At 69.9% G+C, this 15,406-nt stretch carries 12 protein-coding genes and 2 pseudogenes; 11 read left to right on the top strand and 3 right to left on the bottom strand.

Annotation, left to right across the window (positions count from 1 at the left end; genetic code table 11):
- Positions 1–3 precede the first annotated feature (3 nt).
- Entirely contained in the window at positions 4–852 is an 849-nt protein-coding gene (locus tag QFZ71_RS02645; RefSeq protein ID WP_307666628.1) for an HNH endonuclease, read from the bottom strand.
- Positions 852–2,396 carry an AAA family ATPase gene (locus QFZ71_RS02640; protein ID WP_307666627.1) on the bottom strand — a complete coding sequence of 515 codons (1,545 nt, stop codon included), beginning with the start codon at positions 2,394–2,396 and terminating at the stop codon, positions 852–854. Before QFZ71_RS02640 ends, QFZ71_RS02645 begins: the two co-directional genes overlap by 1 nt.
- A 265-nt stretch (positions 2,397–2,661) precedes the next feature.
- On the opposite strand from QFZ71_RS02640, the pseudogene QFZ71_RS02635 reads away from it, so the two are divergent.
- The 11 genes and pseudogenes from QFZ71_RS02635 to QFZ71_RS02585 all read left to right on the top strand — a co-directional run.
- A pseudogene (locus QFZ71_RS02635) lies at positions 2,662–2,805 on the top strand (IS3 family transposase); the annotation flags it as partial.
- Between the two features lie 18 nt (positions 2,806–2,823).
- Positions 2,824–3,069: pseudogene (locus tag QFZ71_RS02630) on the top strand (integrase core domain-containing protein); the annotation flags it as partial.
- Positions 3,070–3,218: 149 nt separating this feature from the next.
- Positions 3,219–6,293 (top strand): AAA domain-containing protein, encoded by a 3,075-nt coding sequence (locus QFZ71_RS02625; protein ID WP_307666626.1) that lies wholly within the window; start codon positions 3,219–3,221, stop codon positions 6,291–6,293.
- 239 nt (positions 6,294–6,532) lie between these two features.
- Entirely contained in the window at positions 6,533–8,101 is a 1,569-nt protein-coding gene (locus QFZ71_RS02620; RefSeq protein ID WP_307666625.1) for an NnrS multi-domain protein, read from the top strand.
- A gap of 295 nt (positions 8,102–8,396) precedes the next feature.
- A complete protein-coding gene (locus QFZ71_RS02615; protein WP_307666624.1) occupies positions 8,397–9,275 on the top strand; it encodes a HipA family kinase in 879 nt (292 codons plus the stop codon).
- A complete protein-coding gene (locus tag QFZ71_RS02610; RefSeq protein ID WP_307666623.1) occupies positions 9,272–9,652 on the top strand; it encodes a DUF3037 domain-containing protein in 381 nt (126 codons plus the stop codon). The genes QFZ71_RS02615 and QFZ71_RS02610 overlap by 4 nt, the downstream gene beginning before the upstream one ends.
- Before the next feature lie 218 nt (positions 9,653–9,870).
- Positions 9,871–10,632, top strand: coding sequence for a 3-oxoacyl-ACP reductase FabG (fabG, locus tag QFZ71_RS02605; protein WP_307666622.1), 762 nt, complete (start codon positions 9,871–9,873; stop codon positions 10,630–10,632).
- 20 nt (positions 10,633–10,652) lie between these two features.
- Complete coding sequence (locus QFZ71_RS02600) at positions 10,653–11,408, top strand: SDR family oxidoreductase (protein WP_307666620.1); 756 nt, start codon at positions 10,653–10,655, stop codon at positions 11,406–11,408.
- 118 nt (positions 11,409–11,526) lie between these two features.
- On the top strand, positions 11,527–13,107 hold the full coding sequence (locus tag QFZ71_RS02595; protein WP_307666619.1) for an ABC transporter substrate-binding protein: 1,581 nt from the start codon (positions 11,527–11,529) through the stop codon (positions 13,105–13,107).
- A 101-nt stretch (positions 13,108–13,208) separates the two neighbouring features.
- The gene (locus QFZ71_RS02590; RefSeq protein WP_307666618.1) at positions 13,209–13,892 is read left to right on the top strand and encodes a uracil-DNA glycosylase; all 684 of its coding nucleotides are present in this window, start codon (positions 13,209–13,211) and stop codon (positions 13,890–13,892) included.
- 99 nt (positions 13,893–13,991) lie between these two features.
- Entirely contained in the window at positions 13,992–14,555 is a 564-nt protein-coding gene (locus QFZ71_RS02585; RefSeq protein ID WP_307666617.1) for a hypothetical protein, read from the top strand.
- Positions 14,556–14,619: 64 nt separating this feature from the next.
- On the opposite strand, the gene QFZ71_RS02580 is transcribed toward QFZ71_RS02585, so the two are convergent.
- Positions 14,620–15,090, bottom strand: a complete 471-nt coding sequence (locus QFZ71_RS02580; protein WP_307666616.1) for a hypothetical protein — start codon at positions 15,088–15,090, stop codon at positions 14,620–14,622.
- Positions 15,091–15,406: the final 316 nt, after the last annotated feature.

Genomic DNA, 15,406 nt, shown 5'->3' with positions numbered 1-15,406 from the left:
GCCTCACGTGTCCCATTCGTTCAGGTATCCGGAGCTGACGTACCAGGGGCTTGCGGCCAGGGCCCGGTAGAGGGCGGCCTGCCAGGAGTTGCGGGTGCCGTAGCTGGCGGCGCGGTGCTGCAGCTCGTCGGCGATAGCCCTGTACGGCTTGTCTCTCAGATAGTCGTTGAGGGCGCCGAGTTCGGTGCCGACTTGGGCGGCGTACAGCTTGCCGAGTTTGAACGTAGCAAAGTGCTGCTGGACCCGGGCTGTCAGGGTCGGTGTCCAACCGGGGGATGGGGTGACGTAGAAGGAGACCCCTGGCTCGGGGGGTTCGGTCAAGCGGGCCGCAAGCCACACATGATCTGTGATGTCGTCGAAGTAGGGGTGGAGGGTCTGTTCCTCGGCGCTGGCCGGGGCGTTTTCGCCTTTGGCGTGATTGCAGGTCAGGCAAGCCGGCACAAGGTTGGCCGGGGTGATGGCGAGCAGGGGGTAACTGCTCTTGGGCAGCTGGTGGTCGAGGGTGTTGGCGTAGCCGTGCCCGCACAGGGGGCATAGATCTTTGGCAGCTTGAAGCAGTTGGTTGTAGAGACTCCGGCCGGCGCTGCCCTTGCGGGCCATGCGGGAGGTGTAGCAGCTAATGAGCGCTTTGTTGCTAGTGGCGTTCTCGTCGTCGCCGTCGGGTTGGTTCTCCAGGTGGCCCAGGGTGTGCAGGGCTGCGGCTGCGGCGGCCTTCTCGTAGTCGGCTGCTGCAGCGGCGACCTGGTCCTCGAGTTCCTTGAGGCGTGCTTTGGCTTTGGCGGGCCGGGTTTTGGATATGCAGCTGGCGTACGTGGTGCGGGCGTCCAGAGCGGGCAGGGGCAGAGGCTTCATCAGGAGTGGTCTCCCGGAAGGCGCCATGCTTCGTCGCCGAGGTCTCGGTCGGCGACGAGGGAGCGGACGATGATCCTGGCCTCGCCGCCAAGCCGGCCGCCGAACCGCTCCATGATGCTCGCGTAGGAGTGCCCGCGGTCCACGAGCGAGGCCAGTTCCCGGTGGAAGCCGGAGGCGGTGACCTCCAGGCCGAAGACCTCGCGGGTCAGGACGCCGACGTTCTCCCCGAACGTCTCGATGCCGGGTTGGTCGGCGACGACACGCTCGCCATAGCGGCGCAGGATCCATACGCAATGGGCTGGGACTTCCTGCAGCACCACCGGCGAGTGAGTTGCCACGATCGCTAGGCCGTTGCGGTCGGTGAGCAGGTCGGACAGGACCCGGACGGAGAGCAGCGGTGGGTGTAGGTGCGTCTCCGGCTCGTCAATGATCACCAGGGTGCGTTCGCCGACGTGCTCCACCAGCCGGGTCACTGTCAGCAGCACGACCTTGTGGCCGGAGCTGAGCGAGGCGAACAGCTTGCGGGCCTTGGCGCGGCGGCGGCTTGGGTCGTCGGTGGCCTGGAAGTCTTCGAGCCAGTCGTCGTCCAGCAGGCCGCTGCCAGCGTAAGTGAGGGTGCGCAGGGCGCCCACCCAGCGGTGGCCCTGTTCGCCCGTCAGGCATGCCTCGACGCTGTCGGCGAAGTCCCGCTTGAGCTGCCACTGCGACTTCATGCGGTTGCCGCGGCCGGAGGACGGTGCTCGCAGGCCGACGTGGATGGTGGGGAAGGACTCGTCGTCCTGTGGCAGGAGAGGCAGGTCGTCGAAGGCGCTGAAGGAGACGCTGACGAGGTTGGCGAAGGACCGGAGCTGGTCGTGGTTGTCCTCGATGACCCTGCCGACCGCTTCTGGATCGGCCTCCGGGTCGGCGACGGCCCTGGCCAGGCGGTTGAGCAAGACCGACTTGCCGGCCCCGTTGCGGCCGGTGACGACGTGAATGTTGCTGGATGGGCGGGTATCGGGTTCCACGCGGAAGGACAGCGTGAGACCGTCCCCACCGCCGGGGGCCTGGTAGAGGACGTGGAAGGCGGCAATACGGTCGCCGCCGCGCGCGATTCGGCGGAACTGCCTTTGGACTATGCCCGGCTTGACGAATCGCAGCAACGAGGTCCGCGTGACCTCGTGGCTGCTGGCGGCTTCGAAGGCGCGTTCGTCGAAGGCGATGTCCCGCAGCCCGGCCAGCACGTCCAGGCGGATGCCGTCCCCGCGCTGGCGCAACCGCTCGTAGAAGGTGTCGTCCTGCCCGAGGGAGAAGAAAGTGTCGTCCAGCGTGGTGAACCGTTCGGGCAGGCGGACCGCACCGTTCTCGCGTTCCATCATGCCGAGGTCGGCGATCTTGACGCTGCCCACCTCGTGCCGTTCGCCTCCGGCGTCGATGATCGACAGACCGAACGTGGTGCGGAACCCGAAGTCGTCCCACCTGTCCTTCTCGAGTACCGCTAGGGGCCGCGGTCCCGCGGGGATGTGCTCGCCCTCCTCGACGACGATGAATTGCACTGCACTCACTCTCTGACGGCCGTACCGGACGGCGCTCGCGCTGCCCCGGCGATCCTACGTTCAACCCGGAGAGCCCAAGGCCCGTCCCGGGATCATTGCGGGTCGGGAAGACGCGCTTCTTCCCCTTCGGGTTCGGGCCCGCCCCGGGGTCGACATGGTGGTGTGCCCGCAAGCCTTCGCTGACGTGCGAAGTGCCGGTCCGCACCTGTTCATGCGCACGAACGGAACCGTTCCGGGTTCGGTAGAGACTTGATTCCGTGAAAGGACGTGAGTCATTGCACGTCCCTTCTCCTGCCCCGTTGAGCTGCGCAAACGAGCGGTACGTTTCGAGGTCGACCACCGTGTCCACGGGGCCAGGGAGGTCTGGCGCGAGCTGCACCGCCAAGGCCACATCGTGGCCCGGTGCACCGTCGAACGCCTCAGGCGCGTCGCGGCCTCGATCGGCTCGGTCGGCGACGCCTACGAGAACGCCCTCAGGGAGTCCACGATCGGCTTGTTCAAAACCGAGCTGATCAAGCACGGACGGCCCTGGCGAACCCTTTCCCAGTTCGAACTCGCCACCGCCGAGTGGATCGACTGGTACTGCCACCGCCGACTCCACGGTGAATCGCACATCTCACCCGCCGATACGAGACCAACTGCTACCGATCAACCTCGACACCAGGTCACAACCGCAATCTGATGTTTTACCGAACCCGGAACGGTTCAATGACGGTACGCGAATGATTCCAGCCAGTGACTGGCTAGTGCCGTCGAGTGCCCCGCTCGGCGGCAGCACTCTCACGTACAGTCTTTCGGACCTGTGGGGGCGATCTTGGGGGAGCGTTATACATGACCGAGATGGGGCTTCCGTATCCCGTTGAGGAGTTTCTGACGGCGGTGCGCGCCGAGATCCTCGCGGAACACCGGAGCGATGCCGACGGGGCGGTGAAGGTTGCCCTCTCCAAGGGGCGGCTTCTCGCGCACTCCGGGGAGACACGTGAGTATCTCTTCGAGTGCCGCACGTGGCAGGACAGCCTGGACGGTGTCCCCGTCCTCGCTCGGCCGTCACGATCCCGGAAAGCATGGGGCCCGGCCGAGGCGTCCCGCGCTCCGGACGGGACCGTACGGCTCGTGACGAGAGCCGATCTCGGAACCGCGCCCGCGAACGTCCAGATCCGTAAGGACGACGCGGCCGGCTGGGCCACCCTGGCCGAACGCCTGGAGACGGTCGGCGGGCAGGACAGCCCCGTCGATCCTGGCCGCGCCGGCTGGTTGGTCGGCCGGGGCAACCCCCGTACCGGCCGTGCCGAGAACCCGGGGCGATGGGTGGCGAACTGGGCGGGACTCCAGTTGAACCCGCGTCAGCGTGACGCCGTCGCACAGGCCCTCGCCAGCGACGTGCTCTTCCTGTGGGGGCCGCCCGGCACCGGCAAGACGGATGTCGTCGGCCACATCGTCGAAGGCAGTTTCCGCCAAGGTCTCAGGGTCCTCTTCCTCGCCCCCACGAACGTCGCAGTGGACCAGGCGCTGGAGCGGATGTGCTCCCTGCTGGAGCACGAGGAGGGCTTCGCCGAGGGAATCGTCCAGCGGGCCGGGAACATCGTCCTGCCGTCGCTGCGCAGCCGCTACGGCGACCAGGTCGACCCTGCCCGTATCGCCGCTTTGCTTGTGGCGAGTATCGACCGGCAGATCGGCACGGCTACCGACCAACTCAAGGGCGCGAGGGCGGCGATAGCCCTGCACGACCGCGTCCGGGACCTGGAGTCGGACCTGGCCACCGCCACGGCGGAGATGGCCGAGGCCGGGCGCGACCAAGCTGCGGCGGCTCTGACGGTGGCGACCGCGGACACCCTGGCCGTACAACTGCGTTCGAAGATGGAGAAGGTGGGGCCCCCGACCGGATTCCGTGCGGAGCGCAGAGCGGCGAAACTGAGTGACCTCTGGACGGCCCTGGCGGCAGAAGAGGACCGTGCGGCACAGGCCAGAGAGGCTGTCGCGCGCGCCGTCCGCCGCCACACGGCGGGGCAGGAGCAGGCGGCCGAAGCCCGCCGTGACCTCTCCGGTGCCTACGCCGCCGTCGTGGGGATCCCGCCCCGGCAGACCGTCGTCGAGTCCGCCGTCGCACTCCAGAAGCTCATCGACGAGCTCGGGCAGAAACGCAAGCGCATCCAGGACGAGGTCCGGTCCCACTGCCGGGTGCTCGGAGCGACCGTGGCCAAGGCCGTCCAGTCGAGGAAGCTGCTCGACGAGATCGATGTCGTGGTGATCGACGAGGCAGGAATGGTCAACCTGCCCTCGGCATGGTTCGCCGCCGGTCTCGCCCGCAAGCGTGTGATCGTGGCGGGCGACTTTCGGCAGTTGCCCGCCGTGACCAAGGGTGACAGCGACCGGGAGGCGAGCGAGGAGGAGCGGGCCCACTCTCGCGAATGGACAGCGCGAGACGCCTTCCACGCCGCAGGTCTGGTCGACTCTTCCGGTCGGGTGGCCCAGGACCCTCGGCTGGTGGCGCTCGACACTCAGTATCGGATGAGGGAACCGATCTGCGCGGTCGTCAACGAGGTGGCGTACCCCGACGCACCGCTCAGGACCGGGCGGGGCGAAACGAGCCGCCTGCCGTTCGCCCCGCTCATCGACTCCCCGGTGATCCTGATCGACACATCCGGCCGTCGGATCGCCGGTGGCGGTCGCAAGCCCCACATGACGAACGCCGTCCATGCCGCCGTCATCCACGAACTGGTCCGAGGACTCCAGTTCGAGGGAATCCTCCCCGGCCGCAAGTGGCAGGAGGTCCCCGAGGGAGAACGGGCGACCGACCGGCTCGCCGTCATCTCGCCATACCGGGAGCAGGTCAAGGCCCTCAAGAGCAGCCTGGCCCACCGATTTGGGGAGGATTACGACGGTCTGGTGGACACCGTCCACCGGTTCCAGGGCAGCCAGCGCCCCGTCGTGCTCCTCGACACAGTGGCGGGCGCCGGCAAGGACCCCGGCTTCTTCTACAGCGGAACGGGGCTGTCCTCGCAGACCTGCCGCCTTCTCAACGTCGCTCTCAGTCGGGCCCAGGACCACTTGGTCGTTGTGGCGGACGTCGCCTTCCTGCGCAAGCACCTGGCCCCGCACAGCGAGGCACTGGCGATGATCGACCATGTGGAAGCGCACGCGCAGACCATCTCAGCCGATCAGCTGATCCCCATCCGGGATGCGGACCAGCTTGCCGTTCTGTCGGAGGAGGAGCTGGCACGGCCCGCGTTCTTCGAACACAGCGAGGTCCTGAGCGCGGTGGAGTGGGACGTGGAGCGCGCCCGGCGCAGCATCGAGCTGTACTCGGCGTTCATGGACGCGCCACCGGTCCGGCGGTGGGCCCGGATGCTCGGGCCGAGGACGGCTGCCGGAATCCGAGTGACGGTCTTCACTCGCCGTCCGGAAGAGCAACAGGAACCGTCCCGCGTGGCACGGCACCGGGAACTCGTGCAGCAACTCGAGGCTGTCGGCTGCCGGGTCGAGTTCCGCGACCGCATGCACGAGAAGGTTCTCATCCTCGACGGTTCGGTCCTGTGGCACGGTTCGAAGAACCTGCTCGCGAACATCGGGCCGACGGATTTGATGATGCGCTACACCGACCCGGCCTCCTGCGACCGCGTACGGCGGCTGATGGAGCGCACCCGCATGGAACGCCCGGCACGAGGACCGTGGCGCCCGGCCGAGCAGGCTGCTCCGGCGCCCGAGGTGTCGGCCCAGCGACCGGTGGGGGCCGACAAGGTGTACCCGGGGCTGATCCGAAACGGCCGCCTGTACCTGAAGGTCCCGTATGCGCAGAAGGACGAGGCGAAGCGCCTGCTGAGAGCCCGGTGGGACAAAGAGGCCGAGCACTGGTGGGTCGACTCGGCCAAGGTCACCCGGGAGCAGGCGGCGCGCTGGCTGCCGTAGCCGCTGATGCCGGGCGCTGCGCGGTGCCCCGGTCGTCAGACGCTTGCGGCCGTACAGGGACAGCTGATCCTTCGGCTGGGGTGCGCGGTGGCTGCCGCTGCCCTCCGGTGACATGCCTTCACGTCCGTTCCCTCGCGGGTGTGGCTTCCTTCCACCATGACCGTCACGTCGTTGGTCGCTGTACCTTCGGAGCCCGGTGAGAGGGGGAGCTGATGCCGAGGATTCGTTACGACCAGCGTGTGCTGGTGCTCGTCGAGGTACGGGGGGAGCAGCGCGACTGGGACGAGGCGGAGCGGGTGTTCGACCAGCAGGGCTGGCCGGTCGTGACCGCGTTCGCCCGGAGTGAGGGCGCGTCGCGGGGTGTGCTGAGCGAGGCCGACCCGGCACGGTTGTACTCCGTCGAGGTGCGGTTCTTCGGTGCTCGCAACCGGCGCACCGAGCGGGCGGCCACCTGGCGGGTGGAGTGGCTGGCACGGGCGGCCGGGTTGGAGATGTACGCCCGGCGTTGCGAGCTGGTGGACCGGGACCGGGAGCAGCTGACCGGCTGGCGGGCGCATACGGTGGCCCATAGGCCACCGCGCGTACCCGTCCCCGGGCCGCGGACGTCGATGGAGGGGTTGCGCGACGCGGCGGTGCTGGCGCGTGCGCGATTTTCGGAGAGGCGTGGCTACCACGACACGGGCATGGTGGTCACTGGTACGGCGTCGGAAGCCCGCCGGCTTTCCCGCATGAACATGCCCGGCGGTTCCGCTCCGAGGGCTGTCATCGACGTACGGCCGCTCTACGGCCGGGAGCGAAGGCACATCGTGCCGCGTCGCGACGAAGACAGTCGGCGTCGTACGTTCCGCCTCGTGGCCTGGCTGCTCACCATGACCTTCTGCGCCGTGGTCGCCCGGCACCACAGCGGTGTGCGAATGTGGGTGTGGACCGGTGCAGCGGTGTTGTGCTTTGCCGGAGGAACCCGATGGGCGTACGGCATGTTCGCGACCGGCGGTCGCGTGGCGAGCCTTTTCATTGCCGGTGTCGTGTCCGTCTACCTCCTTGTCGTCGCGTTCGGCGCGGGCATGGAGGACGACAGAGGCTGGACCCCGGTGGAGATGCTGTCGCTCTTTGCCGTCACGGCGACGGTGGGAGGGATCTGGCTCCTGGTCCGCCAGTGGACGTGGGGCGAATGGCTGGCCTGGGCGGCGCCGCTCGTGTTCACGGCTGTCGTGTCGTTCGTGGTGGCATCTGGATCGGTGTTGCACGCGCTGTACGCGGACAGCCTCGGCCTGACCCCCGATGACCTCGACGTTGCGGGGATCTGGCAGGCCGCGTCGGCGGTGAAGCTGTCGAGCCTGCTCAGCTACGCCCTGTTCGTCCCGGCTCTGTGGGGGATCGCGAAGCATGTGCACGCCCCGTTCGTCAGCCCTGTCGAACGGCTCGGCGTCCCGCTGTACGTCGTCACCCAGGTGACGGTGGTGGCGATGTGCGCGCTGGGAGCGGTGGACTCGGCGGGAGAAGCGGTGAAGGACTTCCGCACGGCCGCAGTTCGGAAGATGGTTCCGCCTTCGTACTTCGGGGTGACGCCGGAGTGGACGTGCGTCGAGCCGACGGTCACCGCGGCGCAACTCGGCAGCCGAGGTGGCGTGCTCCGTCCCGAGCGGCCGTACCTCTCGTTCGGGGCGGCCGGAGGAACAGTGTCACTGTGGGATGAGCCGGCGGGCACGGCGCTCCAGATGCCCGCCGAGCAGGTGCGCCTCGTCCCTGCGGCCGATGGCCGGGTTCGGTGCTCCTTCTCGTACGCGAGCCTGCCGAAGGACGGCTGACCTGTACCAGGGTCCGGACGCGCCTCGCTGCCGATCACCCTCGGTTACTATGCTCACTTCGTGCCGGAAGCCGGAAGCCGGAAGCCGGAAGCCGGAAGCCGGAAGCCGGAAGCCGGAAGCCGGTGGCACGGGGCGCGGGCCCGCCGACGATCTGCTCGGGGGAGCCGGGGGGGCCGGCTCGCACGCCGGGACCCTCCGGCCCGCCCCCGGCGCTGCGGGCCGGTGATCCCTGCCCCGGAGTCCCGCAGACGTCGTTCGTGAAACGCAAGGCTGAACAGATGGGTGGCCTGGGAAAATGCTGAAGGAAGTCGTGGCGACCCGCTATGTCACGCCCCTGCGTGAAGGCGGTTCGCTGCCGGGCATCGTCGAGGCCGACGATCTCGGCACGTACGTCATGAAGTTCACCGGAGCGGGGCAGGGCCGCAAGACGCTCGTGGCGGAGATCATCTGCGGGGAGCTCGGCCGGCGGCTGGGGCTGCGGGTGCCCGAGCTGGTGACCATGGAGCTGGACCCCGTCATCGGGCTCGCCGAGCCCGACGAGGAGGTGCAGGAGCTGCTGCGCGCCAGCGGTGGGCTGAACCTCGGCATGGACTACCTGCCGGGCTCGTTCGGCTTCGACCCGCTCGCCTACGAGGTCGGGGCCGCCGAGGCCGGGCGCGTCGTCTGGTTCGACGCGCTGATCAACAACGTGGACCGCTCCTGGCGCAACCCCAACCTGCTCGTCTGGCACGGCGACCTCTGGCTCATCGACCACGGCGCGACCATGATCTGGCACCACAACTGGCCGGGGGCACGGGCGTCCGCCGCCAAGCCGTACAACGCGTCCGACCATGTGCTGGCCCCCTTCGCGCCGGACATCGCGGCCGCCGCCGCCGAGCTGGCCCCCCTGGTCACCGAGGAGCTGCTCACCAAGGTCGCCGCCGACGTCCCCGACGTATGGCTGGCCGACGAGCCCGGCTTCGACTCCGCCGACGAGGTCCGCCGGGCCTACATCGCCCCGCTGCTCGCCCGCGCCGCCGACATCCATGAGCGGATCACGCTGGACGCGCCGACCGCGATCCGGCCCTCCCAAGCCCCCGGCTGGCTCACCGACCGCCTGCCGCCCCGTGCCCGGCGGGGCGGCGACGGCCGGGAAGCGGCAGCCGCCCGTACCGGCGAGGAGGCCGGCCGATGACACGCGACGTCTTCGAGTACGCCGTTCTGCGCGTCGTCCCACGGGTCGAGCGGGGTGAGTGCTTCAACGCCGGGGTGCTCGTCTACTGCCGGGCGCGGTCCTTCGTCGCCGCCCGCACGCACCTCGACGAGGCCAAACTCAGGGCGCTGGACCCGGACGCCGACGTCGTCGGGGTACGGGCCGCCCTGCGCGCCGTCGAAGGGGTCTGCGGCGGCGGTGACGGCGCCGGGCAGGCGGCGGGCGACGACCCCGGACGGCGGTTCCGCTGGCTGATCGCCCCGCGCTCCACCGTCGTCCAGCCCGGCACCGTGCACAGCGGCCTCACCACCGACCCGGCCGGCGAGGTGGAACGGCTGCTCGACCTCCTCGTGCGCTGATCCACGCCCCGGCGGGACCTCCACGGCACAGCGGCGGGCGCTCCCGCCCGGTGTGACGTGCGGCCCGCCGGGGCGCGCGCCGTTGACACCGGGTGCCAGGGCTTCTAGCGTCTCGACTGCTGAAGGTACTAAGCGGTTGCTCAGTCATCGGGAGCCTGTCCGTCAGGGACCGCCCCGACGTCCGCTGAGCCGCGATCCAAGGGCGAGGAGAACCAAGCATGTCCACCACCGAGCAGCGTGTCGCCATCGTGACGGGAGCGGCGCGGGGCATCGGCGCCGCCACCGCCGTACGCCTCGCGGCCGAGGGCCGCGCCGTCGCCGTACTCGACCTCGACGAGGCGGCCTGCAAGGACACGGTCGAGAAGATCACCGCCGCCGGGGGCGCCGCGCTCGCCGTCGGCTGCGACGTGTCGGACGCGGGCCAGGTGGAAGCCGCCGTCGCGCGGGTCGCCGCCGAGCTGGGCGCGCCGACGATCCTCGTGAACAACGCGGGTGTGCTCCGCGACAACCTACTGTTCAAGATGAGCGAGTCCGACTGGGACATCGTGATGAACGTGCACCTCAAGGGCGCGTTCCTGATGGCGAAGGCCGTACAGGCGCACATGGTCGAGGCGAAGTTCGGCCGGATCGTCTCGCTCTCCTCCTCCTCGGCCCTCGGCAACCGCGGCCAGGCCAACTACTCCGCGGTCAAGGCGGGGCTCCAGGGCCTCACCAAGACGCTCGCCAAGGAGCTCGGCAAGTTCGGCGTCACCGCCAACGCCGTGGCGCCCGGTTTCATCGTCACCGAGATGACCGCGCAGACGGCCGCCCGTGTCGGCATGGGCTTCGAGGAGTTCCAGGCGGCGGCCGCCACCCAGATCCCGGTCCAGCGCGTCGGCCGTCCCGAGGACGTCGCCAACGCGATCGCCTTCTTCGCGGGTGACGACGCCGGCTTCGTCTCCGGCCAGGTCATGTACGTGGCCGGCGGACCCCTCAACTGACCCGAAGGGCGACGGACATCATGACGGTGCAGGACAGCGGAAAGGTCGCGCTCGTCACGGGCGCGAGCAGGGGCATCGGCTACGGAGTCGCCGAGGCGCTGGTGGCGCGCGGCGACCGGGTGGCCATCACCGGGCGCGGCGAGGAGGCGCTGAAGGAGGCCGTGGAGAAGCTCGGCTCCGACCGGGTGATCGGCATCGCGGGCAAAGCGCACGACGAGGCCCACCAGGCGGCGGCGGTCGAGCGGACCATGGAGGCGTTCGGCCGGGTCGACTTCCTGGTCAACAACGCCGGGACGAACCCGGTCTTCGGCCCCATGGCGGAGCTCGACCTGAACGTGGCCCGCAAGGTCTACGAGACCAATGTGATCTCGGCGCTCGGCTTCGCCCAGCAGACCTGGAAGGCGTGGCAGCGGGAGAACGGCGGGGCGATCGTGAACATCGCCTCGATCGCCGGGGTCTCCGCCTCGCCGTTCATCGGCGCGTACGGGATGAGCAAGGCGGCGATGGTCAACCTCACCCTCCAGTTGGCGCACGAGTTCGCCCCGGTCGTCCGGGTCAACGCCATCGCCCCGGCCGTGGTGAAGACGAAATTCGCCCAGGCCCTCTACGAGGGGCGCGAGGCGGAGGCGGCCGCCGCCTACCCCCTGGGCCGGCTCGGGGTGCCCGAGGACATCGGTGGTGCGGCTGCCTTCCTCACCTCCGCGCAGTCCGACTGGATCACCGGGCAGACCCTCGTGGTCGACGGAGGAATTTTCCTCAACGCCGGTGTGGGCTGAGTTCGGACTGAGCCGATTTGGCCCCGATTGAGCCAAGTGCCCCGCCGGGCCGGCGGATTGGCCCGGTGGGGCGCTGCGGTATGGTCTGCCGACCCAAGGCTGATCGAGGAGCGTGCACGTGTTCTACCGGGCCAGTCTGCAGGTTGCTGCAGCCCTAGCTTCCCTTTCTCTGCTGGCCGGATGCGGTCTCCTCTCCGACAGTGGATCGGAGGCGGAGCAGAAGATAACCGTGGGAACGACCAGCTCCCCCTCCACCCTCGATCCGGCGGCAGCCTGGGACAGCTCCTGGGAGCTGATGAGGAACGTCTACCAGACCCTGGTGAGCTTCCCCACCGGCAGTACGAGCCCGGAGCCGGACGCGGCCGATTCCTGTGAGTTCACCGACGCCACGAGCATGGCGTACCGGTGCACGCTCAAGAAGAACCTGAAGTTCTCCAACGGCGAGAAGCTCGACGCCGAGGCCGTGAAGTACTCCATCTACCGGATCGTGGACATCCACTTCAAGGGCGGCCCGGCCGGAATGCTCGGCTCCCTGGACCGGATCGAGACCAAGGGCGACGACACGGTCATCTTCCACCTGAACCAGTCCGACGCCACGTTCCCGTTCATCCTGGCCACGCCCGCGATGTCGCTCGTCGCCCCCGGCGACTACCCCAAGGACAAGATCCGCGAGGACGGCAAGGTCACCGGCTCCGGCCCCTACCTCCTGGAGTCCTACGAGGAGGGCCGGACCGCCGAACTGAAGAAGTACGCGGACTACAAGGGCTTCGCCGACCGGAAGAACGACGCGGTCACCATCCGCTACTTCGGCAAGTCCGCCGACATGGTGGACGCTCTCAAGGCCGACGAGATCGACGCCACCTACCGGGGCCTGACCGCCGAGGAGGTCGTCAGCCTGGAGGACGACAAGGCCGACAACGCCGGCCTCCAGATCGTCGAGTCCACCGGCGCCGACATCCGCTTCCTGGTCTTCAACCCGAAGGACCCGGCCGCCGCCAACCCCGCCGTCCGCAAGGCCATCGCCCATGTCGTGGACCGGGACGCCCTGGTCGCCAAGGTCTACCGGGGCACCGCCGAGCCCCTGTACTCCATGATCCCCAAGGGCATCGCCGGACACACCACGAGCTTCTTCGACACCTTCGGCGACCCGGACGTGAAGAAGGCGGAGCGCGTTCTCACCGAGGCCGGCATCACCGAGCCCGTGAAGATGAAGTTCTGGTACGCCACCGACCGCTACGGCTCCTCCACCGAGACCGAGTTCGAGGAGATCAAGCGGCAGCTGGAGGCGTCCGGGCTGTTCGAGATCACCCTTCAGGGCGAGCCCTGGAAGATCCTTCAGGAAGGCTTCACGAAGGGCGAGTACCCGGTCTTCGGCCGCGGCTGGTTCCCGGACTTCCCGGACCCCGACAACTTCGTCGCCCCGTTCGTGGGCAAGGAGAGCGTCACCGGCACTCCGTACCTGAACAAGGAGATCACCCAGCAGCTGATCCCCGCCTCGCGGCAGGAGAGCGACCGGGGCGCGGTCAGCAAGCAGTTCGAGCGGGCCCAGGAGATCCTCGTGGACGACGTCCGGCTGCTGCCGCTGTGGCAGGGCAAGCTGTACGTCGCCGCGGGTGAGGACATCGGCGGCGGCGAGCGCGCACTCGACCCGCAGACCGTCATGCAGCTGTGGGAGCTGTACCGCAAGGCCAGCTGGTAGCCGTCCGGGAGCAGCCGTGCGCGGGGCTCCCGGAGCTCGTTGTCAGTGGGGCCCGGTAGGTTCGGGGATCAAGAACCTGTTGCTCACCGGAGGTTGTGGACGTGACCGATATCGACCTGCTGCCCGAGTCCTGGCGTGCCGTCCTCGGCGAAGAACTGCAGAAGCCGTACGTCAAGGAACTGGCGGACTTCGTCGAGGAGGAGCGCGCCAAGGGGCCCGTGTACCCGCCGCGCGAGCAGGTCTTCGCCGCCCTGGACGCCACGCCGTACGACAAGGTCAAGGTCCTGGTCCTCGGCCAGGACCCGTACCACGGCGAGGGTCAGGGCCACGGCCTCTGCTTCTCCGTGCGGCCCGGTGTCAGGACGCCCCCGTCGCTGCGCAACATCTACAAGGAGATGCAGGAGGAGCTGGGCCTGCCGATCCCCGACAACGGCTATCTGATGCCGTGGGCCGAACAGGGCGTCCTCCTGCTCAACGCGGTCCTCACCGTCCGGGGCGGCGAGGCCAACTCCCACAAGAACAAGGGCTGGGAGAAGATCACCGACGCCGTGATCCGCGCCGTCGCCGACCGGCCCGACCCGGCGGTCTTCGTGCTCTGGGGCAACTACGCGCAGAAGAAGCTGCCGCTCATCGACGAGGAACGCCACATCGTGGTGAAGGGCGCGCACCCCTCGCCGCTGTCCGCCAAGAAGTTCTTCGGCTCCCGCCCCTTCACGCAGATCAACGAGGCCGTGGCGGCCCAGGGGCACCAGCCCATCGACTGGCGGATCCCCGACCTCGGCTGACGGCCGGCCCTCCGAGCCCGTGTCTGACCGGTTCCGCGCGAGCCCGGCGTTAGCGTCGGACGAAGGGGAAGCGGTCGGACGGGTGACGAGGAGCGAGCAGTGGTGGAGCAGCAGCAGGTGTCCGAGGACGCCGTCATGACCCGGATCGGCCAGGCCATCATGCTGCTGCACGCGGGCGACCGCGAGGAGGCCCGCAACCGCTTCGGCGCGCTCTGGGCCGAGCTGGGCGCGGACGGCGCGCCGCTGCACCGCTGCACCCTCGCGCACTACATGGCCGACGCCCAGGACGACCCCGGCGACGAGCTGGCCTGGGACCTGCGCGCGCTGACGGCCGCGGACGCACTGCGGGACACCGGGGGGCCGGGGGACGCCTCGGGGCAGGGAGACGCCTCGCGGTCGAGGGGTGCGGGGCAGCCGGGGGGAGGCGAGGGGGCCGACGGCGAGCGGGCGGCCGAGCACCGGGACCTGCCGGCCGTCCGGGCGTTCTACCCCTCCCTGCACCTCAACCTCGCGGCGGACTACCTCAAGCTCCAGCGCCCCGACGCGGCCAGGATTCACCTCCGGCGCGCCCGCGCGGCAGCCGTCGCGCTCGCGGACGACGGGTACGGAGGCGGGGTCCGCGCCGCCATCGAGCGCCTCGAACTCCGCCTGTGGAAGCAGTGACCCCGGCGGCTCCGGGAGAGCCGGGCCGCCGGGGTCGCGCGAGCCGGCCTGCGGGACCGGGGCGTCAGCGGTCGTACGCCTCCGAGCAGATGCGGGACTGCGGGCTGCCCGCCGGCCACTTCCCGTACCCCCGGCCCCAGGCGCACACATCGGCCCCGCCGGGGGCGCGCGGCAGGGCGGGGTCGGGGGCGGCGACGGGCGGTTCGGCGCGGGGCCGGTGGGGGGCCCGCTGTCGCGGCGGGTCCGCGCGCTCGGCCGGCCCCACAGCCCCCGGCGGCCCGCCCCGCGAGGGTGCGGTGGGGGCGTCGGCGGGGGAGGGCCGGTGGGCGGACGGCGGGGACGGGCTCGCATCGGGTACGGCCTCCAGCGCCTCGCGGGCGGGCGGCTGCACGATCTGCGGGGCCACGTCCTGCCCCGGCCCGCTGCTGCCGGGGCGCGGGGAGGGAACGACTCCGGGCTCCACCGACACGCAGCCGGAGACGGCCGTGACCGCCAGCCCGACCAGGAGCTTCGTGGTGATGCTGGTTCTCTGCACCCCGCAACTCTGCGGCCCGGACAGGGCTCCGGGGAGCCGGTGCGCGGGGAATGGCCCGCACGAGTGACCCGGTCAGCACGGCGCCCCGGCCCGCACTCGCGGGAACGCGGCACCGCACTCGCGGGAACGCGGCACCGCACCCGCCGGGCGGCGTCACCCGTCCCGGCCCCGGGCCCGAGTCGTGGCTTGCGGGGCGGGGAGCCGGTGGTCAGGCGCCGGGGGTGCCGTCCGCGCGCTCGCGCAGCGGGTCGGCGTGTCCGTATGTGCCGGGCGTACTTCTCACGCCCGGAGTCCATGGCGGACTTCTCACGCCCGG

The organism is Streptomyces sp. V2I9, from assembly GCF_030817475.1.
In the GTDB taxonomy this organism is placed as follows: Bacteria; Actinomycetota; Actinomycetes; order Streptomycetales; family Streptomycetaceae; genus Streptomyces.
Note: the sequence above shows the minus strand (reverse complement) of the source record. Positions and strands in the feature narration are given on the sequence as shown.